Source organism: Agrobacterium sp. 6Ca8, assembly GCF_055382765.1.
In genome coordinates this window covers 2,509,690-2,532,194 of the sequence record NZ_AP026433.1, presented here as the reverse complement: position 1 = coordinate 2,532,194, position 22,505 = coordinate 2,509,690, and the positions used below count along the sequence as shown (strand labels likewise).

General features: G+C 58.4%; 16 protein-coding genes. 7 read left to right on the top strand and 9 right to left on the bottom strand.

Annotated elements, in window-relative coordinates:
- Positions 1-92: 92 nt before the first annotated feature.
- Entirely contained in the window at positions 93-4,853 is a 4,761-nt protein-coding gene (locus tag ACZ5A6_RS12315) for an NAD-glutamate dehydrogenase (protein ID WP_174060549.1), read from the bottom strand.
- Between the two features lie 541 nt (positions 4,854-5,394).
- On the opposite strand from ACZ5A6_RS12315, the gene ACZ5A6_RS12310 reads away from it, so the two are divergent.
- Complete coding sequence (locus ACZ5A6_RS12310) at positions 5,395-5,964, top strand: CarD family transcriptional regulator (protein WP_003492641.1); 570 nt, start codon at positions 5,395-5,397, stop codon at positions 5,962-5,964.
- Between the two features lie 62 nt (positions 5,965-6,026).
- Here ACZ5A6_RS12310 and ACZ5A6_RS12305 read toward each other — a convergent pair whose 3' ends face one another.
- Positions 6,027-6,530: a L,D-transpeptidase family protein gene (locus ACZ5A6_RS12305; RefSeq protein ID WP_174060585.1), complete on the bottom strand. Its 504-nt coding sequence runs from the start codon at positions 6,528-6,530 to the stop codon at positions 6,027-6,029.
- A gap of 286 nt (positions 6,531-6,816) precedes the next feature.
- Between ACZ5A6_RS12305 and ACZ5A6_RS12300 the strand changes: the two genes are divergently transcribed.
- Complete coding sequence (locus tag ACZ5A6_RS12300; RefSeq protein WP_003492637.1) at positions 6,817-7,500, top strand: response regulator transcription factor; 684 nt, start codon at positions 6,817-6,819, stop codon at positions 7,498-7,500.
- A 117-nt stretch (positions 7,501-7,617) separates the two neighbouring features.
- A complete protein-coding gene (locus tag ACZ5A6_RS12295) occupies positions 7,618-8,073 on the top strand; it encodes a cyclic nucleotide-binding domain-containing protein (RefSeq protein ID WP_003516486.1) in 456 nt (151 codons plus the stop codon).
- An 18-nt stretch (positions 8,074-8,091) separates the two neighbouring features.
- On the opposite strand, the gene ACZ5A6_RS12290 is transcribed toward ACZ5A6_RS12295, so the two are convergent.
- The 6 genes from ACZ5A6_RS12290 to tesB form a co-directional block, all read right to left on the bottom strand.
- Positions 8,092-8,895, bottom strand: coding sequence for an exodeoxyribonuclease III (locus ACZ5A6_RS12290; RefSeq protein ID WP_013636964.1), 804 nt, complete (start codon positions 8,893-8,895; stop codon positions 8,092-8,094).
- Positions 8,896-9,059: 164 nt separating this feature from the next.
- Positions 9,060-9,734, bottom strand: a complete 675-nt coding sequence (locus ACZ5A6_RS12285; RefSeq protein ID WP_013636963.1) for an outer membrane lipoprotein carrier protein LolA — start codon at positions 9,732-9,734, stop codon at positions 9,060-9,062.
- Positions 9,735-9,889: 155 nt separating this feature from the next.
- Positions 9,890-12,565 (bottom strand): DNA translocase FtsK, encoded by a 2,676-nt coding sequence (locus ACZ5A6_RS12280; protein ID WP_162719759.1) that lies wholly within the window; start codon positions 12,563-12,565, stop codon positions 9,890-9,892.
- Positions 12,566-12,782: 217 nt separating this feature from the next.
- Entirely contained in the window at positions 12,783-14,132 is a 1,350-nt protein-coding gene (locus ACZ5A6_RS12275) for an ammonium transporter (RefSeq protein WP_003516494.1), read from the bottom strand.
- A 28-nt stretch (positions 14,133-14,160) separates the two neighbouring features.
- Positions 14,161-14,511, bottom strand: a complete 351-nt coding sequence (locus tag ACZ5A6_RS12270; protein ID WP_019565993.1) for a P-II family nitrogen regulator — start codon at positions 14,509-14,511, stop codon at positions 14,161-14,163.
- Between the two features lie 211 nt (positions 14,512-14,722).
- On the bottom strand, positions 14,723-15,607 hold the full coding sequence (gene tesB / locus ACZ5A6_RS12265; RefSeq protein ID WP_026330899.1) for an acyl-CoA thioesterase II: 885 nt from the start codon (positions 15,605-15,607) through the stop codon (positions 14,723-14,725).
- Positions 15,608-15,693: 86 nt separating this feature from the next.
- Between tesB and ACZ5A6_RS12260 the strand changes: the two genes are divergently transcribed.
- From ACZ5A6_RS12260 to fdxA, 4 genes are all read left to right on the top strand, one after another.
- The gene (locus tag ACZ5A6_RS12260; protein ID WP_464110949.1) at positions 15,694-16,908 is read left to right on the top strand and encodes a ubiquinone biosynthesis hydroxylase; all 1,215 of its coding nucleotides are present in this window, start codon (positions 15,694-15,696) and stop codon (positions 16,906-16,908) included.
- Positions 16,909-17,369: 461 nt separating this feature from the next.
- Positions 17,370-20,456: a helicase-related protein gene (locus ACZ5A6_RS12255; RefSeq protein ID WP_025594635.1), complete on the top strand. Its 3,087-nt coding sequence runs from the start codon at positions 17,370-17,372 to the stop codon at positions 20,454-20,456.
- Positions 20,457-20,459: 3 nt separating this feature from the next.
- Positions 20,460-20,876 carry an RNA-binding S4 domain-containing protein gene (locus tag ACZ5A6_RS12250; protein WP_003516506.1) on the top strand — a complete coding sequence of 139 codons (417 nt, stop codon included), beginning with the start codon at positions 20,460-20,462 and terminating at the stop codon, positions 20,874-20,876.
- A 158-nt stretch (positions 20,877-21,034) separates the two neighbouring features.
- On the top strand, positions 21,035-21,373 hold the full coding sequence (gene fdxA, locus ACZ5A6_RS12245; RefSeq protein WP_003516508.1) for a ferredoxin FdxA: 339 nt from the start codon (positions 21,035-21,037) through the stop codon (positions 21,371-21,373).
- Between the two features lie 86 nt (positions 21,374-21,459).
- On the opposite strand, the gene holA is transcribed toward fdxA, so the two are convergent.
- A complete protein-coding gene (gene holA, locus ACZ5A6_RS12240) occupies positions 21,460-22,497 on the bottom strand; it encodes a DNA polymerase III subunit delta (RefSeq protein ID WP_111799147.1) in 1,038 nt (345 codons plus the stop codon).
- Positions 22,498-22,505 lie beyond the last annotated feature (8 nt).

The following is a 22,505-nucleotide window of genomic DNA, read 5'->3' as shown; positions in this document are numbered from 1 at the left end:
GATATGGGGGATAAAATGCGTGATGCCGGCGCAAACGCTTCATTTATGGCCATCCGGGCCAGTTACCCGGATGGCGTTTGGCGAATGGTCGATCAGCGCGTCTGAACGATATCACCAAGCAGCCCCGCCGCCACTGTCAGGCGGGCGAGGTTGGTATCGCCGCTTTCGCTCAGTGCACCGAGTTCCGAGACGATGCGGTTGACGCGCACGCGGTCGGCCGCATACCAGGCCTGAACCGGGTCCTTTTCCTTCGAATACTCGGTGAGGGCCGAGATGACGATCCGGCGTCTCGACAAGGCGATCTGGTCTTGGCTGCGCAGAAGAGCCAGGCTCTCGTAGTGATCGGCCGGCGTGATGCGCTGGCTGGCATCCAGCAGCCGCGCGACACGGAAGGTCGAGGAGACCGTGGCGTAGCTTTCGGCGGCGCGGGCAAGCGTCGTGCCCGCATTTTCGGCGATACGCATGATCTCTGGCACATAGACCAGCAGGGAAAGCGTATCCAGCTCTTCCAGAAGGCCAGAGGGAACACCGTCGATTTCCGTGACGCCAAGCTCGCGGCGATATTTCGCCGCTGCCGGCGATAGCGTCTTGATGGCAGTTTTCAGGCGCTCGATTTCGGTTGCCATGTCGCTCGTTCCAGCGCCCACGCTCCCGGTTTGCAGATAAAGCCTGCTTGCATCGGAGTAGATGCGGGTGATCTTGGCATAAAGTCCGTTCTGGACTTCTCCGCCGATCTTTCCGTCGAGCGCGTCGACCTCGCTCCAAAGACGTTTGAGGCCGAAACCATCCTCCACGATCACCGCTGCCTTGACGACATCAGCCGACAGGAGGCCGCTCGCATCGGCGAGTTTCTGCACGAAGCCAGGGCCGCCGCGGTTTACCACTGCATTGGCGAGCGCTGTCGCAACGATTTCGCGGTGCAGGCGATGCGCCTTTATATCGTCTGCATAGTTCTTCTGCATCTTGGCCGGGAAATAGTCTGCGAGCAGATGCTGGAGATAGGGTTCGTCGGGCAGCGGGCTTGCCACCAGAGCGTCGAACAGTGTCAGCTTGGCATAGGAAAGCAGCACGCCGATTTCTGGCCGGGTCAGCGGCTTGCCGGTGGCATATCTTTCGCTGAGCTCGGCATTGCTCGGCAAGGTTTCGACCTTGCGGTTCAGTTGCCCGGTTGCCTCCAGCGCGCTCATCAGGCGGCCGAGTTCTTCCCGGTTTGCAAGCCCAAGCCGCTCCGTCAGCGAGATTGCCAGCGATTGCAGGTAGTTGTTGCGCAGCACCAGCTGCGCCACTTCCGGCGTCATGGAGGCAAGAAGCTGGTTGCGCTTCGGCATCGTCAGGCGACCGCTATTGACCGCGGAGGCGAGGGCGATCTTGATATTGACCTCGACGTCGGAGGAATTCACGCCGGCCGAGTTGTCGATGGCGTCGGAATTGCAACGCCCACCCGCCAGTGCATAGGCGATACGGCCCTTCTGGGTAATGCCGAGATTGGCGCCTTCGCCGATGACCTTGGCGCGCAGCTCGGTGGCGTTGACGCGGATGGGGTCGTTCGCCCTGTCACCCACCTCGGCGTTGGTTTCCACCGCCGCCTTGATATAGGTGCCGATGCCGCCGAACCACAGAAGATCGGTTGGCGCCTTCAGAATGGCGGTCATGATCTCGAAGGGTGTAGCGACGGATTTGTCGATGCCGATGGCAGCGACGGCTTCCGGCGTCAGCGTCACCGATTTTTCGGAACGCGAGATGATCATTGCGCCTTTTGAGAGCGTCGAACGGTCGTAATCCTGCCAGCTTGAGCGCGGCAATTCGAAAAGCCGCTTGCGCTCAGCGAAGGATTTGTCGGTATCGGGATCCGGATCGATGAAGATATCGCGGTGATCGAAGGCTGCGATCAGCCTGATCTTTTCCGACAGCAACATGCCGTTGCCGAAAACGTCGCCGGACATGTCGCCGACACCTGCCACTGTGAAGGGCGTGGTCTGGATGTCGGTGTCCATTTCGCGGAAATGACGCTTTACCGTTTCCCAGGCACCGCGCGCGGTGATGCCCATCTTCTTGTGGTCGTAACCGGCGGAACCACCCGATGCGAAGGCATCGTCCAGCCAGAAGCCGGCGTCGTGGGCGAGGCCGTTTGCCGTATCGGAGAATGTCGCGGTCCCCTTATCGGCGGCGACGACGAAATAGGGATCGTCACCATCAAGCCGCAACGTATCGGCCGGCGGTACCACGGCGTCGTCGACGATATTGTCGGTGATGGACAGAAGAGTGCGGATATAGGTCTTGTAGGCTTCACGGCCTGCATTGAAGACCTCGTCGCGAGAGCCGCCAACAGGCAGGTTCTTCGGGAAAAAGCCGCCCTTGGCGCCAACGGGAACGATCACCGCATTCTTGACCTGCTGCGCCTTGACAAGACCGAGCACTTCCGTGCGGTAATCCTGGCCGCGATCCGACCAGCGCAGACCGCCGCGCGCCACTTTGCCAAAGCGCAGATGCACGCCTTCTACTTCGGTTCCGTAGACGAAGATTTCGCGGAAGGGACGCGGATCGGGCAGGCCGTCCAGATGTTTGGGATCGAACTTGAACGCCAACAGGTCACGCGGCGTGCCATCGGTGTTTTTCTGGAAGTAGTTGGTACGAAGCGTGGCGTCGATGGCGTTGACATAACGCCGCAAGGTGCGGTCTTCGTCGAGATTGGGAACACCGCTCAATGCCGCTTCGATCGTCTTGTGCATCTCTGCCAGTTTCTTCAGCCGCTTCTTCTCGTCGATGGACGGATCGAAGCCAGCCTTGAATAGCGCGAAAATATTCCGTGAAATGGCCGGATATTTAAAGAGCGTTTCGGAAATATGCTCCTGGGAATAAACGATTCCGGTCTGGCGCAGATAACGGGCATAGGCGCGCAGGACGGACACTTCGCGCACGGTAAGGCCGCAGGCAAGGATCAGCCGGTTGAAGTTGTCATTATCGACCTTGCCCGAGAAGGCAGCAAGGAATGCTTCTTCGAGTTTCTGTCCGTATTGCGGCAGATCGAGCGTCACGCCCTTGGCGACGGCGAGTTCCATATCATGCAGCACGATGTCGCGCTTTTCGCCATCCGAGATGACACCGATGTCGAAGGTGCGCTCACTGATGACGTTGAAACCGAGGTTTTCCAGCAGCGGCACACGGCGCGACAGTGGTAGATGGCCATCCCGATGGAAGATCTTCAGCGACAGCGTCTCAGCTGACTGGCCTTCCTGCTGGTAAAATTCGATGCGGACCGGCTCACCCTTCACAGTGGCCAGAATATCCGCCATGTCGCCAATCGCCTCTTCCGGCGTGAAGGCTTCCTGATAGGCCTGATCCACCTCCAGCACCGGTGCACCCGGTTCGGAAAGGGCAACGAAATGGTCTATCCAGCGTGCTGCGATATCGCTGACGGCATCCTCCAGCTTGTCCTGGGCGATACGCGGCGTCTTGCCTTCCGTGCGGCCGACGATGAAATGGACGCGGGCGACAGCGCCTTCGGGGAAGGCCGGGTAATAGGCGGAAATATGCCCGTCATAGACCTTGCTCAGATAGTCGCCGATCTTCTCGCGCACATAGGAATTGTATTCCTCGCGCGGCACGAAGATGATGGCCGAGACGAAGCGGTCGAAACGGTCGATACGTGCGAGGACGCGCACGCGTGGGCGGTCGCTCAGTTCCATGATTTGCTCGATGAAGCGGATCAGAAGATCCGTTTCGATCTGGAAGAGATCGTCGCGCGGATAGGCTTCCAGCGTGTTCTGCAGAATGCGGCCGGAGTGGCTGTTCGGATCAAAACCGAAATGCCGCTCGACATCCGCAATTTTGGCACGCAGCAGCGGGATGTGCTTTACCGAACGCGTATAGGCGGTGGCGGTGAAAAGGCCGACGATGCGCAATTCACCGATGACATTCCCATCCTCGTCGAAGCGCTTGATGCCGATATAATCCATATAAGCGCGGCGATGCACGATGGACTTCACATTTGCCTTGGTGACGATGAGGAAATCCGGACCGTCGAGGAAGGCGAGGATTTCAGGCGTCGTTGTCACGGCGTCCTTGCCAAGGCGCAGCACGCGCACATCCGGATCGCTCAGACTGCCGAGGCCGACGCCGTCACCTCGTTCGATTTTCGCGTTCTTTCCCGTTCCGGAATAGGTGTAATCGCGCATGCCGAGGAAGGTGAAATTGTCGTTGCGAAGCCAGTTGAGAAACTCGACGGCTTCCGCGCGCTCGGTCTTGCGCCGCGAGGAGCCGCGTTTGGACAATTCGTCTAGGGCTTCGTCGAGTTTCGACAGCATGGGCCGCCAGTCCCTATAGGCGGACTGAACCTGTGCCAGCACGAAAAGCAATCTTTCTTCCAGCGCCGTTGCGGCCTGCTGGGTCAGTGGGGCGATGTGCAGCTGGATGAGGCTGATATTCCCGGCGGGATCGTCATCAGGCTCCGCAAGGCGATAACCCGCCTGCGCCGTTGCATCCGGCACCAGAATGGGGTGGACCGCGAGATAGAGGCCGCGATAGCTGCTTGTGACCTCACCCATGACAGAATCGTAGAGGAAGGGCATATTGCGGCCGATAATCGTCAGAACCGTTACCGGAATATCCCGCGGGGTGACGCCCTCCACCTGGGCGATGCTGATATGGGGCGCGTCTCCAGTCCAGCGCGAAAGAGCCTCGAAACTGTGCGCCGCGCTTGCGGCCAGCATTTCGGCGGAATAATATTCTATGTCGTCGGCGCTTGCTCTTCCATAGAGTATACCCGGATCAAGAAATGGCGCGTTTTCGGCAATTGCCTGCTGTCGTGCTTTTTCGATCTGTTTTTCGCGTTTTGGATTATTTCTGTAGCCCATTTGATGTGGATTCCTCCAAAAATCACACTTTAACGTAAAAAAGCACCGTCAATTTGCGGATTTTGCCTTTTCATTCGAATCGGATATTGGCGTGTAATTACGAAGAGTTTAAGAGGCTTTCGTGTTTCTTCAGTTGGGAAGTGAAATTTTTTTGCTTCTCATACGGTAGGGACCGGTTACGAAGCATTTGACAGTATTCCGGTAGCCCATTTATAGGTGGTTCTTTGGCCGCCATGTGATGTTGCGGCCACGGTCGAAGCAAATTATTGATTTGTGCCTATTTTTGTGGTACACCAACGATACTGATCCACAGCGTGGCATTTGTGTGCCCAAAAACACCACGAAAGCAACACCTCTTTTGCACGCGGTTTCCGTGACATATCGAGCGTTTACGTTATCGAAGCCCGCAATGCGGGAAGGTGTGTTTTTGCGTGCACGGCTGGACCAGTGCGGAGTCACCTGACGGTTCCCCCGTCTCATCAGGGCCTGACCGACCCAACCCCGGCGTTGCCGGGTATGTAACAGGGAGTTTTTAGAACGAATGACGACCCAGCAGAAGAAATCTCCAGCACATCACGGTTTCAAAACCGGTGAAGCGATTGTGTATCCCGCTCATGGTGTCGGTACCATTTCTGCCATCGAGGAACAAGAAGTTGCCGGCATGAAGCTTGAGCTTTTTGTCATCGATTTCGAAAAAGACAAGATGCGTCTTAAAGTTCCCGTCGCTAAAGCCGTGAGCATCGGCATGCGCAAGCTTTCCGAAGGCGATTTTGTCGAGCGGGCGCTGAAAGTGGTGCAGGGCAAGGCGCGTGTGAAGCGTACCATGTGGTCGCGCCGCGCCCAGGAATATGATGCGAAAATCAATTCCGGCGATCTTATCGCGATTGCTGAAGTTGTGCGCGATCTTTACCGTGCGGAAAACCAGCCGGAGCAGTCCTATTCCGAGCGTCAGCTTTACGAAGCTGCTCTTGATCGCATGGCGCGCGAAATTGCTGCTGTCAACAAGATGTCTGAAACCGAGGCTGTTCGCCTGGTGGAAGTCAACCTTGCCAAGGGTCCGAAGCGCGGCAAGGCCGTCGAAGAGGACGATTCTCAGGAAGAAGCCGCGTAATCACCGGCTTTCTCCTTTTTTAAAAAAACCCGCCAAGAATGGCGGGTTTTTTTGTGCCTGATCTACAGAATGCGAATTTTCGTACCCTTGCGCATATGAGGCAGAATGCGCCTCATGTCGCGGGGATGGAGAGCGACGCAGCCGGCGGTCGGCTCATATCCCGGGCGGATCATGTGCATGAAGATTGCCGAACCGCGGTTCCGACTCCTCGACGTGATGTTCCAATCGAGGACGAGGCAAACGTCATAAAGGCCGTCCTTTCGCATCATCTCCTCGTGGCTCATTGCGAAAGGGGACTTGACCAACCTGTTGTAACTGGCGCTGCGTGGCTCGTCGCACCAAAGCATGGATTGCTGCGTCCGTTGCATCGGCAATGTCGTGGCGATGGCGGGGGTTCGGTCGCCGCGATAAAATCCGTGCAGCAGGCGCGTGACGGAAATCGGTGACTTTCCATCTCCCTCGCGTTTGAGCACGGTACGGCCGTTGCGCCCGATCGCTGCGGGAAAGGTGAGATGCCCGAGCTGAACGATGGCCCGGCTTATTTTCAAAGGCGCCGGCCGAACCATGAGCGTCGATGCGCGTTTATGTTGCTTTACGGGCTGTCTGCTCATGTTTTTCACGAGATTTTGCTTTGCAGGTTATCTAACGTGAAGTCATAGCACTTCGTAATATCATGGCAATGGGTTGACCTTTTATCGGCAAACCGCTGAATTGGCTGACAATTAGAGCGCCGTGCCTTATTTCGGAGGCACAATGGATGCTCTAACTCTTTTAAACTACGCATTGCGATTTCCGAAAATCAACGGCGATTTTTGGGCCGATGCGCTAAAGTAAGAAAGGCTGAGAATCCGAATGACGGCTCGCACTATCCTTTTGGTGGACGACGACGACGATCTTCGGGAGACGCTGACTGAGCAACTATCTCCCTATGAGGAATTCTCGCTTCTGAGCGGCGCAAACGCTGCGCAGGCGATGCAGACCGCAAAGACTGCCCAGGTCGATCTTCTGATCATGGATGTCGGCCTCCCTGACATGGATGGCCGAGAGGCGGTGAAGCTGCTGCGCAAGGGTGGCTTCAAGGCACCGATCATCATGCTGACCGGCCACGATACCGATTCCGACACTATTCTCGGTCTCGAAGCGGGCGCCAATGATTATGTGACGAAGCCATTCCGCTTCGCCGTCCTTCTGGCCCGCATCCGGGCGCAGCTGCGTCAATACGAGCAGAGCGAAGATGCGGTTTTCACCGTTGGCCCCTATCAGTTCAAACCCAGCCAGAAGCTGCTGACAACTGAAGACGGCAAAAAAATCCGGCTGACGGAAAAGGAAGCGGCGATCATCCGTTATCTGTACCGCGCCGGGAGCGCCGTCGTTACCCGCGACGTCTTGTTGGAAGAGGTCTGGGGTTATAATTCCGGAGTGACGACGCATACGCTCGAAACGCATGTGTATCGTCTGCGCCAGAAGATAGAGCGAGACCCCTCCAATGCCGAAATTCTGGTGACAGAGAACGGCGGATACAAGATCGTTCCCTGAACGAACGCCCTTTCTGCGTCCGAGAGGACGCAGAATATTCTAACATCTTGTATTTTGAAGGCCGATATCCGAAAACCGCTATAGTGGTGCAGGCGGTTTTCTGGAGTAGCAATCGACATGGCCTTGACGGATGACATCATGCTTCTGGGGCAAGTGCCGTTGTTTGCGGGCTTCAGCGACGATCAGTTGCGGCTGATCGCCTTCGGCGCGGAACGCCGCCGCGTGGCGGCGGGTCAGACTTTGTTCCGGGAACATTCCCCGGCCGAGTGCGCCTTCGCGGTGACGTCAGGCCATTTCGAGCTATTTACGGCCGGGCGGGATGGAAAACCCGCGTTGCAGGCGACACCGGGCAAGGGAGCGCTTCTTTCGGAGCTGGCGCTTTTCACGCTCTGTGAGAGAAAATTTACCGCCATTGCCGCGGAGGATTCCGAGGTCATCCGGATAACGCGCATTCTCTTTCACCGGCTGGTGGAGGAGTTTCCGGAGGTTGCCGATATCGTGTCAGCACGCATTCGCGATAACATCGCCGCACTCGCGGCGGGCGCGGCCCGTTTGCAGAACCGCTTCTCCTGATTTTAAAGAGCCAGCGCTTCAGAAACGGAAATGGGCCGTAACCGGAACGTGGTCGGATGGCCGGTTCCAGCCGCGTGCTTCGCGCAAGATATCGATCTTTTCAAGCGAGGGGCCGAGATCCTGCGACGACCAGATATGGTCGAGACGGCGGCCACGGTCTGCGGCTTCCCAATCCTTGGCGCGGTAGCTCCACCAGGTATAAATCTTTTCACTATCAGGCACGTTCAGCCGCATCAGGTCGAGCCAGTTGCCCTTCTTCATGATATCGAGCATGCCGTCGGTTTCCACCGGCGTATGGCTAACGATCTTCAGCAGTTGCTTGTGCGACCAGACGTCATTTTCAAGCGGCGCGATGTTGAGGTCGCCCACGAGAATGGACGAGGTGCCGGGCACGCCGTCGGCGCGAAGCGCCTTCATCTCTTCGATGAAATCCAGCTTGTGGCCGAATTTCGGGTTTATCGACCGGTCGGGTTCGTCACCGCCAGCCGGAACATAAAAATTATGCAGCCGTATGCGGCGCGATCCAACCTGAAAAATCGCCGAAATGTGTCGTGCATCGCCTATACCGCAATAGTCCTGACGGTGATCTTCTGTCAGCGGAATTTTCGAAGCGATCGCCACACCGTGATAGCCCTTCTGGCCATGGATGATGACGTGCTCGTAACCGAGCGCCTTCAGCGGCTTCATCGGAAACTCGCCATTCGGGCATTTCGTTTCCTGCAGGCAGAGAATGTCGGGTTTGTAACGCACCAGAAACTGCTCCACGATCGGCATTCTGAGCCTGACCGAGTTGATGTTCCAGGTGGTTATCGAAAACGACATGCATGTGCTCCGCTTCTATAGCCTCGAAGCCGATTGTTTCGAGGCATGTTTCCGGGGCGCAGGCTTATAACATCGCGATGAAAACGGGAATGCATTTTAGCGGCAAAATAAAAAAGGCGACCGCAGGGCCGCCTTTTGAACTGTCGCCGTGGACCGCCCGGCCTTTAGCCGCGTTTGCGGACTTCTTCGTAGTTGATGTTGAAAACGCGTTCGTCGAGGTTAACGCCCGTCTGCACGTTGAAGATCATGACAGTCGTGTCCTTGTTCTGGGCATCGGTCGTCGTCCATTGCCTCAGATCGAAGGTTTTCGGGTCAAACATCAGGGTAATGGTGGAATCGCCGAACACGCTCTTGTCACCCAGTACGATGGTGGTCAGGTCCGACTCTTCCTTCACGTTCCGGACCTTCTGGTTGCTCAGATCGATCTTGTCGGACAAAAGCAGGCTGAGCGGGGTCTTTGACAGTGGATATAAATCCCATGTCTTCAGCTTCATGTTGCCGATGACGACATTCTTGCCGTCGGAGATGACCCGCATGGGCGAGGGGTCTTCATAATTGAAGCGAAGCTTGCCGGGCCGTTCGATGTAAAATTTGCCGCCGGTCTGTTCACCGCGCGGGCCAAACTGGACAAACTCTCCCATCATGGTTTTGACCGACGAGAAGTGATTGGCAATTTTCTGCGCGGTCGCGCTGTTACCGGCAGCCTGAGCAAATGCGTTGAGCGGCGACAGGCCGGCCATGACCGCAGCCATGGAAAACGCCGTCAGCACGCCACGTCGCGTCACGCCGTTCTCTGGTGTGTTTGCGGTGGCAATCTCGCCGGTGGTGAGGTCGTTCATTCTGTTCTCCTTCATCGCAGCGATTTTCCGCATAAAGGCGGCGGCTTCATGACGTTGAAAGCGTGTATTAACGCTTCTTCGCCCCGCTTGGTTGCCGTCTTCGCCTCACGCATGTCGTTATCCCGAAACCACGACAGCCTTTTGGGCGACGGGCATTACCGCTCGATGATGTCTGCTTCCGTTGGTACGAGTATTTCGCGTTTTCCGGCATGATTGGCGGGGCCGATGATGCCTTCCTGCTCCATGCGTTCGATCAGCGAGGCGGCGCGGTTGTAGCCGATGCCGAGACGCCGCTGGACGTAGGAAGTGGAGGCCTTGCCGTCCCTCAGCACGACAGCCACGGCCTGATCATAGGGGTCTTCCGAATCGGAGAAATTGCCGGCGCCGGCCGGGCCGCCGCCATTGCCTTCCTCATCGTCTTCCTCGGTGATCGCTTCCAGATATTCCGGCGTGCCTTGCGTCTTGAGATAGGCGACGATCTCTTCCACTTCATTGTCGGAAACGAAGGGACCGTGCACGCGCTGAATGCGGCCGCCACCGGCCATATAGAGCATATCGCCCATGCCGAGCAGCTGTTCGGCGCCCTGTTCGCCCAAAATGGTGCGGCTGTCGATCTTCGACGTTACCTGGAAGGAGATGCGGGTCGGGAAGTTCGCCTTGATGGTTCCGGTGATGACGTCGACGGACGGGCGCTGGGTTGCCATGATGACATGGATGCCAGCGGCACGCGCCATCTGAGCGAGGCGCTGTACGGCACCTTCGATATCCTTGCCTGCCACCATCATAAGATCCGCCATTTCGTCGATAATGACGACGATATAGGGCAGGGGCTTCAGGTCGAATTCTTCCGTCTCGTACATTGCCTCGCCGGTCTGGCGGTCGAAGCCGGTCTGCACCGTGCGGGTGAGGATTTCGCCCTTGTCGATCGCCTGCTGCACACGGCTGTTGAAGCCATCGATGTTGCGCACACCGATCTTCGACATCTTCTTGTAGCGCTCCTCCATCTCGCGCACCGTCCACTTCAGCGCCACGACAGCTTTTTTCGGATCGGTAACGACGGGCGAGAGCAGATGCGGAATACCGTCATAGATCGATAGTTCGAGCATTTTCGGGTCGATCATGATCAGGCGGCATTGCTCCGGCGACATGCGGTAAAGCAGCGACAGGATCATGGTGTTGATGGCGACCGACTTGCCCGAACCCGTGGTACCGGCAACGAGAAGATGCGGCATTTTGGCAAGATCGGCGATGACGGGTTCGCCGCCGATGGTCTTGCCGAGCGCCATGGCGAGCTTGGCCTTGCTGTTTTCAAAGTCGCGGCTGCCGACCAGTTCACGCAGGAACACGGTTTCACGCGTCTGGTTTGGAAGCTCGATGCCAATGGCGTTGCGGCCAGGCACGACGGCAACGCGCGCGGCGATCGCGCTCATGGAGCGGGCGATGTCATCGGCAAGGCCAATGACGCGCGAGGATTTGATGCCGGGTGCTGGTTCCAGTTCGTAGAGCGTGACGACCGGGCCCGGGCGGACGTGAATGATTTCACCCTTGACGCCGAAATCCTCGAGAACCCCTTCCAGAAGGCGGGCATTCTGCTCCAGCACTTCCTCGTTCAGCGTATGGTCGCGAACGACGTTCTTGGGTTCCGCCAGAAGATGCACGGTGGGCAGCTGGAAACCGTCTGCGGCAATAAAGGAGGCCTGCGCTTCCCTTGCCACGCGCTCGCTGGGCTTCGGGCGTGCGGAAGGGGCGGTTATTCTGGGTTGGCCGCGCCCAGGTGCCTGTCTTGCCACGAATTTCGGGTCGTTCTCGTCCAGGCTGTGGTCGTCCGAGAGAATGCCGTTGGGCAATCGCCGATTGTCTGCGTCCAACGACGGTTCGTCGTCCCCGTCCGCACCATGATCGGGCGCGATCGAGGGAGGCGACATCTGGCGACGGGATGCGGCGCGTTCTTCGAAAGACGGTTCCGCGCGCTGGTCGAGGCGGTTGATCGCCGTCTTGAGGCGGGAGGGTTCGTTCAGCGTGCCGAATTCATATTCGTTGAAATCGTAAGGGTGTTCGAATTCGCCGTGCAGGGATTTCGACTTCAGGCCGAACAGGCGGCGAAGGCGGGCCTGCGAGATGTACCAATAATGTGCGATTGCGCCGAAGGCGAGAATATTGGCGAAGAAACCTTCGCCCTCGTCATCGTCTTCTTCCTCGACCTGACGGGTGGCACGGGCCTTGTTTGCGACCGGCGCGCGTTCCTCCTGTTCCAGGTCATCTTCCGGGCGTCCCACGAGACCGGCGGCAAACAGCATCATCAAGGCGGCGGGAGCAGCGAATATAGCGCCCAGCACCGTCGCAATCGTGCCGGTGGGGTAAGCGCCGATGAAGAGAGCAGGGAAGCGCAGGATCATATCGCCGATGACGCCACCGATGCCGTTCGGCAGCGGCCATGTCACGGGCGCGGGAAAACAGCCGAGCGAGGCGGCGCAGACGATGGCGCCGGCGATCCAGGCGACGAGGCGGGCGGGTATCCGGTTGAACTTGCGACCGGCGATCAGGGCGATCGCCCAGGCAATCACCGGCAAAAGCGCGATGATTGCGGAAAGGCCGAGGAACTGCATCACGATATCGGCGAAGATTGCGCCGCCGTAACCGAGAAGATTGGTGGGTTGGTTGCCTGTTGCATAGGACAGGCTCGGGTCCGCCACGTTCCATGTGGCAAGTGCGGTAATCCCCAGCGCAATCGTGGCAAGCAAGGCAAAACCGGCAAGAGCCATGACCTGCCGCACGAAAAACGCCGTCAGCACGAAACGCGTGTGACGACCGTCGAATGTCGGAGAATTCATTCTGCCCATGTCCCTGAACCCGTAGTTTTTGTGGTTTCGGCAAGATCCGGCAGTTGACCAGATCCCGGATTGACAGGGAAAACTAACAGCTTGCTGGTTAATGTCGTGTTAACCATGCGGTTTTTTAAAAGCCGCTTCCGGATTTGCGGCAAAGAAAAGGCCCGCCGAAGCGGGCCTTCTTTTGGGAGAGGGGATGGAGAACCCCTTTTCCCGGATATCAGGAGTGGTAGGCGGCTTCGCCGTGGGTCGCAAGGTCGAGACCTTCGCGTTCCGCTTCGACCGGAACCCGCAGACCAACGATCACGTCGACGATCTTGTAGAGGATTGCCGAGACGACTGCGCACCATACGATGGTGATGGCGACGGCAACGAACTGCGTCCAGAGCTGCGAGGAGATGGAGAAGTCCGCCTTGCCCGTGCCGCCAAGCAGCGGCGACGTGAAAATGCCGGTGCCGAGGGCGCCGATGATGCCGCCGATGCCGTGGACACCGAAGACGTCAGCTGTGTCGTCGTAGCCGAACTTGTTCTTCACAACCGAGACGAAGAAGTAGCAGATCGGCGAGACGATGAGGCCGAGAACGATAGCGCCCATGGGTCCAACAGAACCGGCCGCAGGCGTTACGGCGACGAGGCCGGCGATCATGCCCGAAGCTGCGCCCAGCATGGAAGCCTTGCCGCGGGTGAAGCTTTCAACCAGCGACCAGGAAACGATGGCTGCTGCAGTGGCGAGGAAGGTGTTCATGGTTGCAAGAACCGCACCGCCAGATGCTTCGAGGTTGGAGCCGGCGTTGAAGCCGAACCAGCCGAACCACAGCATGGCTGCGCCAACCAGCGTCAGCGTCATGGAGTGCGGGGCCATCATGTCCTTGCCGAAGCCGGTACGCTTGCCGACCATGATCGCGCCGATCAGACCGGCGATACCGGCATTGATGTGAACGACGGTGCCGCCGGCGAAGTCGAGTGCGCCCATGCCGAAGATCAGGCCGTTCGCGTCCCAGACCATGTGAGCGATCGGGAAGTACACGAAGGTGGCCCACAGGATGGTGAACAGGATGACTGCCGAGAACTTCACGCGTTCCGCAAATGCACCGATGATCAGCGCGGGCGTGATGGCCGCAAAGGTCATCTGGAAGGCGATGAAGGTGTATTCGTAGATCACGACGCCCTGGGAGAAGGTTGCCGAGGTGCTGTCAAGCGAAACGCCGGACAGAAACAGCTTGCCGAAACCGCCGAAATACGGGCCGGTGCCGCCGCCGAAGGCGAAGGAGTAACCGTAGATTACCCAGACGAGCATCATGACCGCGCCGATGACCGTGCACTGCATGAGAACGGAGAGCATGTTCTTGGTGCGCACGAGGCCGCCATAAAACAGGGCGAGACCCGGAATGATCATGAAAAGCACGAGGATCGTCGCGACATACATGAATGCGGTATCGGCTTTTTCCGGAACGGGGGCCGCCGCTGCTACTGCCGGCGCGGCATCCTGCGCAAAGGCGATTGCCGGGGCCATCAGGGCTGCCACACCGGCACCCAGTTTGCCGAGCGTTGAAAACTTGTTGAGTTGCATAGCTAGAAAACTCCCTGTCAGCCGTGCTTCAAAGCGCTTCTGTGTTGGTTTCGCCGGTACGGATGCGCACGGCCTGTTCGATAGAGTAGACGAAGATCTTGCCGTCACCGATCTGCCCGGTTTTTGCAGCCGACGCGATTGCCTCGACAGCCTTGTCGACGACGTCTGATGCAACCGCGATCTCGATCTTCAGTTTGGGAAGAAAGCTCACCGCATATTCCGTGCCGCGATAAATCTCGGTATGTCCCTTCTGGCGTCCGTAACCCTTTACCTCGGTCACGGTCAGGCCTTGGATGCCGACGCCGGTGAGCGCTTCGCGCACTTCATCCAGCTTGAACGGCTTGATAATGGCCATCACAATTTTCATCTGGTTTCCCATCCTTTGTTTGTCCTCGGCACGGAGCCGACTCTCCTCGCGCTGGCAGATCAGTAACAGCGACTACGGACATACATTCAAGGGGCGTGCCAGTTTTGATGCGGCCTCTAAGTTATTGAAATATAGTAATTATATGACAGGCGTCTGAAAAACGGGCATTGGGTGGCGCAATTTTCGTCTATTAAATGTGCGATTTTTTAAAAAAGCGCATTATTTAAGCATTTGCCCTTTTGCGGATCAAACCTTCCTGTGCGACGGAGGCGATCAGTTCACCCTGTCTGGTGAAAATATTGCCACGGGTCAAACCGCGTGCTCCCGAGGCGCTGGGGCTGTCTTGCGTGTAGAGCAGCCAGTCGTCCAGCCGGCAGGGACGGTGGAACCACATGGCGTGATCGAGGCTCGCCACCTGAATGGCCGGATCGAAGATTGTCGTTCCGTGGGCATAGAGCGACGTGTCGAGCAACGTCATATCCGAGAGATAAGCGAGAATGGCTGACTGGAAACGTGGATCGTCCGGCACATCGCCGACAGCGCGAACCCAGATATCCTGCTGCGGTTCCAGCTTTTCCTTCGAAATATAGTGGGTCAGCGAAACCGGCCGGATCTCTATCGGGCGCTTGTTGCTCCAGTATTTGCGGATCGAAGCGGGTGCGTTGGCGAGGAAGGCCGCCTGCATCTCATCTTCACTCATCAGCCTTTCGGGCGGCGTCACATCCGGCATTTTTATCTGATGATCGAAGCCGTCCTCGACGATCTGGAATGACGCCGACATGGAAAAGATCGCCTTGCCATGCTGGATGGCGACCACGCGCCGGGTGCAGAAGCTTGCACCGTCGCGAATGCGTTCCACCTGGTAGAGGATGGGCACCAGCGGGTCGCCGGGGCGCATGAAATAGGAATGCAGTGAATGAACGAAACGGTCGTCATCCACGGTTCGTTGAGCTGCGATCAATGCCTGCGCGATGACCTGGCCGCCGAAAACGCGCTGCCAGCCGATTTGCGGGCTTTCACCCCGAAACAGGTTTTCTTCCAGCTTCTCGAGATCGAGTGTGGAGATCAGATTGGCCATCGGATCTGACGTTTGCGAGGGATGCGACATTTTTTCGGCCTGCTCCGGCTGTAGGAAGACGTCACATGGTCTATAGTGCGCCGATGATGCGTGCACAAGATTTGAGGAGAAGCGCGATGCTGGACGTGGTGGTGGCAGGCGGCGGTTATGTCGGCCTTTCCGTTGCTGTCGCAATTAAGCAGGCAGCCGGACATCTTAATGTGCAGGTGGTTGAAGCCGCTCCCGAGGATGTCTGGAAGAAGGACGTCCGCGCCTCCGCCATTATCGCGGCGGCCACGCGCATGCTCGACGTTTTCGGCGTATGGAACGAGATCGAGCCGGAGGCCCAGCCGATCCACAAGATGATCGTCACCGATTCGAAGACCGCCGATCCGGTTCGCCCGGTGTTTTTGACATTCGACGGCGCGGTGGAGGAGGGCAGGCCCTTCGCTCATATGGTCCCGAATGTCGCGATGGTGGGTGCGCTGCGAGGCCTGTGTGAGCGCCTCGGCGTCGAAATCCGCCATGGTCTCAGTGTTTCCGGCTTTTCCGCCGGCCCGCAATCGACGGCTATTTCACTTTCCGACGGCTCGTCGCTTGAGGCGCGACTGCTCATAGCCTGCGATGGGGTCCGCTCGGCTTTGCGGGATATGGCAGGAATAAAAACCGTGCACTGGAATTACGATCAGTCCGGGATCGTCACCACCGTTGAACACGAGCGGCCGCATGAGGGCTGCGCGGAGGAACATTTTCTGCCGTCGGGGCCTTTCGCCGTGCTTCCCTTGAAAGGGAACCGCTCCTCGCTTGTCTGGACCGAACGTACGGCCGATGCCGACAGGCTGGTTGCTGCCGACGATCTGATGTTCGAGGAGGAACTTGAACGCCGGTTCGGCCACAAGCTCGGTCCGGTCCGTCCCGTCGGTCCCCGTCGCGCCTTTCCACTGGGCTTGACGCTGGCGCGTTCCTTCGTCGCGCCACGTTTTGCACTTGCCGGCGATGCGGCGCATGGAATTCACCCTATTTCCGGTCAGGGCCTCAATCTCGGCTTCAAGGATGTTGCGGCACTGGCCGAAACCGTGGTCGAGGCCGACCGTCTCGGCCTTGATATCGGCTCTCTCAACGTTCTCGATCGTTACCAGTCCTGGCGGCGTTTCGACACGTTGCGGATGGGTGTGACGACGGATGTGCTGAACCGGCTTTTCTCCAATGATGTTGGTCCCATTCGCGTCATGCGTGATTTCGGTCTGGGTGTGGTCGATCGTTTGCCGGGTCTGCAATCCTATTTCATCGGTCAGGCTGCCGGTACGACAGATGCGGGCGCGCCGCGCCTGCTTGCCGGCGAGGCGCTCTGATACTGCCGTTCCTGCCTGTGCCGGAGCGGCTTTTCAGCGATTGCCGCTTGACAGTCGATTCCGGTATTTTCCGCCGGAAGCCGGTGCCGCAAAGCTGAATCCGGACAAGGACTTACCCGGATTCACAATCTGGTATAGGGCAGGCATCTGCCAACCAGATGTTGCGGAGAACAAAAGCTGAATCCATTGGAGTCAGCGATTCGTATTTGATTCGTTCGCAGACTGTTCCGTATCCGAATCGATTCCGGTTTCGCCGGATTCTTTTTAATATTTCAAGTATCTGAATCAAAAAGGAAAATTCCGGCGGGGAAGGACCTGTTACCACTTTGCGGACAAGGCCTATTGCCTTTGTCGGCGGGCGTTGCCATGTGTGTTGCGTGTGCGGCCCGTATCAGTGAATGGCGGGCGGTACAGCAAGCAGATGAAGTCGATTCACGGATAGTACGTTGAATTTTCGCCCCATGATCCTGAGCGGCCGCGGTGTCACGGCCGTTCTCGGCCCCACCAATACCGGCAAGACCCATTACGCCATCGAGCGCATGGTGGCACATGGCAACGGTGTCATCGGCCTTCCGCTGCGCCTTCTGGCGCGTGAGGTCTATACCCGTCTTGTCGAAAAGGTGGGCGCGCCGAATGTGGCGCTGATAACCGGCGAAGAAAAGATCGCCCCTCCTAAAGCCAAATATTCCGTCTGCACGGTGGAAGCCATGCCGCGCGAGACAACGGCCGCATTCGTCGCCATCGATGAAGTGCAGCTGGCCGGTGATCTGGAGCGCGGGCATATCTTTACCGACCGCGTGCTGCATCTGCGCGGGCGGGAGGAAACGCTGCTTCTGGGTGCGGGCACGATGCGTCCGATCCTCGAAAAGCTGCTGCCGGGAATTACCGTGGTCGAACGTCCGCGCCTGTCACAGCTTTTTTATGCGGGCCAGAAGAAGATAACCCGCCTGCCGCAACGCACGGCAATCGTCGCCTTTTCGGCGGAAGAGGTCTATGCCATTGCCGAGCTGGTGCGCCGCCAGCGTGGTGGCGCAGCCGTTGTGATGGGCGCGCTTTCGCCGCGTACGCGCAACGCGCAGGTGGGGCTCTACCAGTCCGGCGACGTCGAATATCTCGTGGCGACGGATGCCATCGGCATGGGCCTCAACCTTGATGTCGATCATGTCGCCTTTGCGCAGGACCGCAAGTTCGACGGCTATCAGTTCCGCAATCTCAATCCGGGCGAGATCGGCCAGATCGCCGGCCGCGCCGGCCGCCATCTTCGCGATGGCACCTTTGGCGTGACGGGGCGCGTTGATCCATTTGACGACGAGTTGGTGGAGCGTATCGAAACCCATCAGTTCGACTCGGTGAAGGTGCTGCAATGGCGGACGAAAAATTTCGATTTTTCCTCCATCACCAATCTGCGTCTGAGCCTCGAAGCCGCCCCGGCGATCCAGGGACTGTCACGGGCCTTGCCGGCGATCGACCAGCAGGCGCTCGAATATCTGTCGCGCTACCCTGAAATCATCGACGTGGCGACGACGGAGGCGCGGGTGGAAAAACTCTGGGAGGCCTGCGCGCTTCCGGATTATCGCCGCATTGCGCCCGCTCAACATGCTGATCTGATCTCAACGCTCTATTTCGATCTGGTAAAACGTGGCACGGTGAACGAAGATTTCATGGGCGAACAGGTGCGCCGCGCCGATCGTACCGATGGAGAGATCGATACCTTGTCTGCAAGGATTGCGCAGATCAGAACATGGACTTATGTATCGAACCGCCCAGGATGGCTTGCCGATCCGACACACTGGCAAGAAAAGACGCGGGAAATCGAAGATCGATTGTCCGATGCTCTACATGAAAGGTTGACGAAACGCTTTGTTGATCGCAGGACATCTGTGCTCATGAGGCGCCTGAGAGAGAATGCGATGCTTGAAGCTGAAATCAGTGTAAATGGTGATGTCTTCGTAGAAGGACATCACGTCGGCCAGTTGGCCGGGTTCCGGTTCACGCCGGTGCCGGGAATGGAAGGGCCGGATCAGAAGGCCGTGCAGGCTGCTGCGCAGAAGGCGCTCGCGCTCGAATACGAGGCGCGTGCCGCGCGTCTGCACGCCAGCGGAAACGGTGATCTCGCTTTGAGCTCCGATGGTCTGGTTCGCTGGTTGGGCGAACCGGTGGCCCGCCTTTCGGCAGGCGACAATATCATGAAGCCGCGCGTGATCCTCTTTGCCGACGAGCAGTTGAGCGGCAATGCCCGCGATCATGCGCTGGCGCGCGTCGAACGTTTCGTCAATCATCAGATTGCGACCGTGCTGAAGCCGCTGGACGATATTTCGCGCGCCGAAGACCTTCAGGGTCTGGCGAAGGGGCTGGCGTTCCAGCTGGTCGAAAATCTCGGTGTCCTGTTCCGCCGTGACGTCACCGAAGACGTGAAGTCGCTGGATCAGGATGCGCGTGCCTCCATGCGCCGCTACGGCGTGCGTTTCGGCGCCTATCACGTCTTCCTGCCCGCGCTTCTCAAGCCCGCTCCGGCGGAGCTTGTCACGCTGCTCTGGGCGCTGAAGAACGATGGTCTCGGCAAGCCGGGTTACGGCGATCTCATTCCGGTGCTGGCCGCCGGCCGCACCTCTGTCGTGACGGACCCGACCTTCGAGCGGATGTTCTACAAGCTCGCCGGTTTCCGTTTCCTCGGAAAGCGCGCCGTGCGTATCGACATTCTCGAGCGTCTGGCCGATCTCATCCGTCCGCTGTTGCAGTGGAAGCCCGGTCAGCAGCCGCGTCCGGAAGGCGCTTATGACGGCCGCCGTTTCACGACGACGACCGCGATGCTTTCCATTCTCGGCGCAACGCTCGACGACATGGAAGAAATCCTCAAGGGTCTGGGTTATCGTGCCGATCAGGTAACGGCGGAAGAGGCGCAGGCCTTCCTCGCCAACCAGACCGGTGCTGCCGCTCCGGCCGCTTCTGAAGCGGTGACGGAAGACGAGAGCGCAGAGACCGAACACGAGGAACCGGCTTCGGAAGAGCAGGTTCCCGAGACGACGACTGTCGAAGCTGCTGAAGAAGCGCCGGTTGCGGAAGCTGTGGGCCAAGAGGCTGCTGTTAGCGAAGCTGCGCCGACGGAAAGCGCCGAGGCTGCCGAGCCGAAGCCTGTTCTTCTGTGGCGTCCGGGTGGTCGCAACGAAAACCAGCGTGGTGAAAACCGTCGTCCCGGCAACCGCGGTCAAGGCCGTGGCGAGGGTCGCGATCAGGCGCCACGCGAACAGGGTGAACGTCGTGGCGAAGGCCGTCGCGATAATCGTGACGGAGCAAATCGCGAGGCTGCCAATCGTGGCGGTGACGGCGAGCGTAAGCGTGATGGCGGACGTCCCGACCGTGGCAACAACCGCAATAATGATCGTCAGGATCGCGGGGAGCGCAAGGACAGGCCGGACCGCAACGACCGTGGCGGGAAACCGCAGGGTCAGCAGCGTTTCGAAGCCAAGCCGCCGCGTAAGGAAAAGCCGATCGATCCGGACTCGCCCTTCGCCAAGCTTGCTGCTCTCAAGGAGCAGCTGAAGAAGTAAGCTATGGGGAGCAACGAACAGCCACTCGAAAGCACGCGTCAGCGTCTGGACAAGTGGCTGTTCTTTGCCCGCATGGCCAAATCCCGTTCACTTGCCCAGAGTTACATTCAGTCGGGCAAGGTCAAGGTCAACGGTGTATCCATTCGCCAGCCCAGCCATCTGGTAAAGGCCGGTGACAGGCTCGATATCGGTTTCGAGCGCATGGACAAGGTGCTTGTCGTCAAATCCGGGGGCGAGCGGCGCGGACCCTATGAAGAGGCCAAACTTCTCTACGACGATCTGACGCCGCCGCGCGAGCCTTCCGACAGGCTGAGCCCGCTGGAGCAGGCGATACGTCAGCCGGGAAGCGGTCGCCCCACCAAAAAAGAGCGCAGGGCGCTCGACAGGTTCCTGTCGGACAGCGACGGAAACAAAGAATAGAATAAACCTTCAAGTCTTAGCGGTTTTTCAGAATTGTTTATCCTTGCTATCTGAAGGCAAAGGCATTACCTCACTTGCAAAATTGCCCTGTCTGAATTCCGGGCGACGGCTTGTGTTCCGAAGCCCACAGACCCGGCCTGCATATTCTGGAGTTCATCATGACATATGTCGTGACCGACAATTGCATCCGCTGCAAATACACCGATTGCGTTGAAGTCTGCCCTGTCGACTGCTTTTACGAGGGTGAAAATTTCCTCGCTATCAATCCTGACGAATGCATCGATTGTGGTGTGTGCGAACCGGAATGTCCTGCCGAAGCGATCAAGCCCGACACTGAGCCGGGTCTCGACAAGTGGCTGAAGCTGAATACGGAATATGCGGCGATCTGGCCGAATATCACCATCAAGCGCGACCCCTTGCCGGAAGCCAAGGAAATGGATGGCGTGACAGGCAAGCTCGAGCTTTATTTCTCTGCCGAGCCGGGTAAGGGCGACTGAGTTCTCAACGACTGGTGTCCTTGGTATCATGATTTTAAAAGCCCTCGCAGCGTCAGCGTGAGGGCTTTTTGCCGACGTTCAGCGAGTTATCCGCCGCGGCCTGATTGCAATGTGGTCGATAGCAGGGTCAAAAGCGCCACGCTGTCTTCCAGGCTTTGGCGCTGGCGGCTTTGCAATATGGCCGCTTGCAGGCGGTTCATCTCACGGGCGATCGCCGCTGGCTGCCAGGTTCGCAACGCCCTTTCGATAACCGGTTTCCTGCGAAAATGGATGTGGCGTCCAAGCGTTTGCATGACCTGCCCGGCCTGCTGCTTTTTCTCATCCATTTCGGCGCGCATCTGATCCAGCAACTGAAATTGCTTGAGGCATCCCTGAAGCACGAGAAAGATCGGCGTCTTCGACGAGACGATCTTCTGGGTGGCGTGGAAAAAGGCGTTTCTGTCGCCCTTCAGGATGGCATCGACGGCGTCGTCAGCCGAAACCGTGCTGGCATCGCCGATGATTGCCAGCACATCATCTTCCTCGATCACCTCTGCGCCACGGCAATAGAGCGCAAGCTTGCGGATCTCGTTGCGCGAGGCAATCCGGTCGCCGCCCAACTGCTCGATCAGCCTCTGCCGTGCGGCCGGGGCAATGCGCAGATTGTCGGCAGACAGTTCCTGATCGATCAACGCATTCAACGAACGGGCGTCATCCGCATAACACGGGATTGCTGCGATAGAGCGAGCGGGTTCTGCGATCTTGCGCAGGCCCGTGCCTTTTTTAATGTCGCCGGCCTCGATGATGAGAAAGCTAGCTTCGGGCGGCGTCTCAGCCAGAATCTGGAGAGCATCCACCAGCGCCTTTTCAGCCGAGGCACTTTTGATCCAGACGAGTTTTTCGCCACCGAAAAGGCCGATGGCGTTCACTTCGTCGAGAAGGCGGCCGGGATCGCCCTGCAGGTCGGATGCGCTCAGCTTCAACGATGCAAAGGCGTCATCCGGGTCAATGCCGGTCTTTTTGGCGATGAGGTTGGCCCGCTCCGACACGAGGCCGCGATCCGGGCCGTAGAGCACGAAAATGCGAAAGCGCTCCGCCGGATTTTCGGCGAAGCGCTCAAATTCATGCGATTTTATCTCTGCCACGGCCGCCG

Coding starts and splice junctions, on each gene's coding strand:
- ACZ5A6_RS12295 (WP_003516486.1), top strand. CDS start 7,618: ATGGCCTTGACGGATGACATCATGCTTCTGGGGCAAGTGCCGTTGTTT.
- ACZ5A6_RS12285 (WP_013636963.1), bottom strand. CDS start 9,734: ATGAACGACCTCACCACCGGCGAGATTGCCACCGCAAACACACCAGAG.
- tesB (WP_026330899.1), bottom strand. CDS start 15,607: ATGTCGCATCCCTCGCAAACGTCAGATCCGATGGCCAATCTGATCTCC.
- ACZ5A6_RS12280 (WP_162719759.1), bottom strand. CDS start 12,565: ATGAATTCTCCGACATTCGACGGTCGTCACACGCGTTTCGTGCTGACG.
- ACZ5A6_RS12250 (WP_003516506.1), top strand. CDS start 20,460: ATGGGGAGCAACGAACAGCCACTCGAAAGCACGCGTCAGCGTCTGGAC.
- ACZ5A6_RS12300 (WP_003492637.1), top strand. CDS start 6,817: ATGACGGCTCGCACTATCCTTTTGGTGGACGACGACGACGATCTTCGG.
- ACZ5A6_RS12260 (WP_464110949.1), top strand. CDS start 15,694: ATGCTGGACGTGGTGGTGGCAGGCGGCGGTTATGTCGGCCTTTCCGTT.
- ACZ5A6_RS12305 (WP_174060585.1), bottom strand. CDS start 6,530: ATGGTTCGGCCGGCGCCTTTGAAAATAAGCCGGGCCATCGTTCAGCTC.
- ACZ5A6_RS12255 (WP_025594635.1), top strand. CDS start 17,370: ATGATCCTGAGCGGCCGCGGTGTCACGGCCGTTCTCGGCCCCACCAAT.
- fdxA (WP_003516508.1), top strand. CDS start 21,035: ATGACATATGTCGTGACCGACAATTGCATCCGCTGCAAATACACCGAT.
- ACZ5A6_RS12290 (WP_013636964.1), bottom strand. CDS start 8,895: ATGTCGTTTTCGATAACCACCTGGAACATCAACTCGGTCAGGCTCAGA.
- ACZ5A6_RS12275 (WP_003516494.1), bottom strand. CDS start 14,132: ATGCAACTCAACAAGTTTTCAACGCTCGGCAAACTGGGTGCCGGTGTG.
- ACZ5A6_RS12310 (WP_003492641.1), top strand. CDS start 5,395: ATGACGACCCAGCAGAAGAAATCTCCAGCACATCACGGTTTCAAAACC.
- ACZ5A6_RS12270 (WP_019565993.1), bottom strand. CDS start 14,511: ATGGGAAACCAGATGAAAATTGTGATGGCCATTATCAAGCCGTTCAAG.
- ACZ5A6_RS12315 (WP_174060549.1), bottom strand. CDS start 4,853: ATGGGCTACAGAAATAATCCAAAACGCGAAAAACAGATCGAAAAAGCA.